Annotated in this window: 1 protein-coding gene and 1 pseudogene; both read left to right on the top strand. The window is 40.1% G+C overall.

The genetic code is table 11. The features are described from left to right. A pseudogene (locus tag R7Q48_RS24450) lies at nucleotides 1–211 on the top strand (hypothetical protein); the annotation flags it as partial. Nucleotides 212–384: 173 nt separating this feature from the next. Next, nucleotides 385–1194, top strand: an 810-nt coding sequence (locus R7Q48_RS24455) for a GGDEF domain-containing protein (RefSeq protein ID WP_318132687.1), incomplete at its 3' end; no start/stop codon positions are given.

Here is a 1194-nt window from a genome sequence, read left to right on the forward strand (position 1 = left end):
TGAGGATGGAACTGAAATTCTCACTGGGATTACGCAAGATTTGGATAACTCAGATGTTTATAACGCAAAGTTAGAAGCCTCTAGCAGAATATCGAACCATCTGAAGTGGCAAGTTGATGCGTGGTTATTTAAAAATAATACGCCGACAGACTTACTTTATTTTGCTCGAGACGACGATTTTATTGAACTCTCTATACAGTATTATTTTTAGATTTGCTGAATTGCTTAGCGAAAATAGTCCATCATGGAGATCTTTGTCATTATTTTGACTACTCAGTGGGGTGTTAGAAAACTTTTATCGTTACTATTCCCTATATTTATTGTGGCATTTCAGGTTGCTCATAGTGACTTGATATAGACTCGTCGATATTGGGAGTAGTAACGTTGAATTCATTTCGTTGGGACATCTATTTTGAAACAGGAATCGAAGATGTTGACGATCAACACCAGTATCGCGTTGAGTTTATTAATAAGTACGGCAAACTTTTGACGCGAAACACGATTTCGATAGCGGATATTCAGAGCGCGTTATTTGAACTCTCTCGTTACGCCGAATTTCACTTCAAAGAAGAGGAAAATTTAATGAGAGAAGTGGGGATTCATCACGAGCATCTCCAAAAGCATATTCAAGTACATCGCACTTTTATGGGCGATTTTGTCAGCATGCAAAGTTTTATTAACGAAGATAATCGGCAATCAGCGGAGCAGTTGTTGGATTTTCTCATTCATTGGTTGGCGTACCACATTCTTGGCATCGATCAAAATATGGCGAAACAGATCAAAGCCATCGAACGAGGCGTTTCTCCTTTAGAAGCTTATCGCGAACAAGAGCAACAAGCTAACGCGTCTACCGAGCCATTACTAGAAGCACTCAATGCGCTGTTTTCTCAAGTGTCCGAACGTAATCGTGATCTCTTAAAACTCAATTTGGAATTAGAAGAAAAAGTAGAAGCAAGAACGAACCAGTTGTTAACGGCAAATAAGCAGCTGGAAGCGCTGTCATTAACGGACTCATTAACTCAACTTCCTAATCGACGCAGTGCAATCAAAACGTTGAAAAAGCTTTGGGATGACACGGAGCACAAAACACTGCCTTTGGTTTGTATCATGATTGATGCGGATTATTTTAAACAAGTCAATGACACGTGTGGGCATGAGGCCGGGGACTTGGTGTTAATCGAGCTTGCACAAGCA

This window comes from Vibrio sp. 378, from assembly GCF_033339435.1.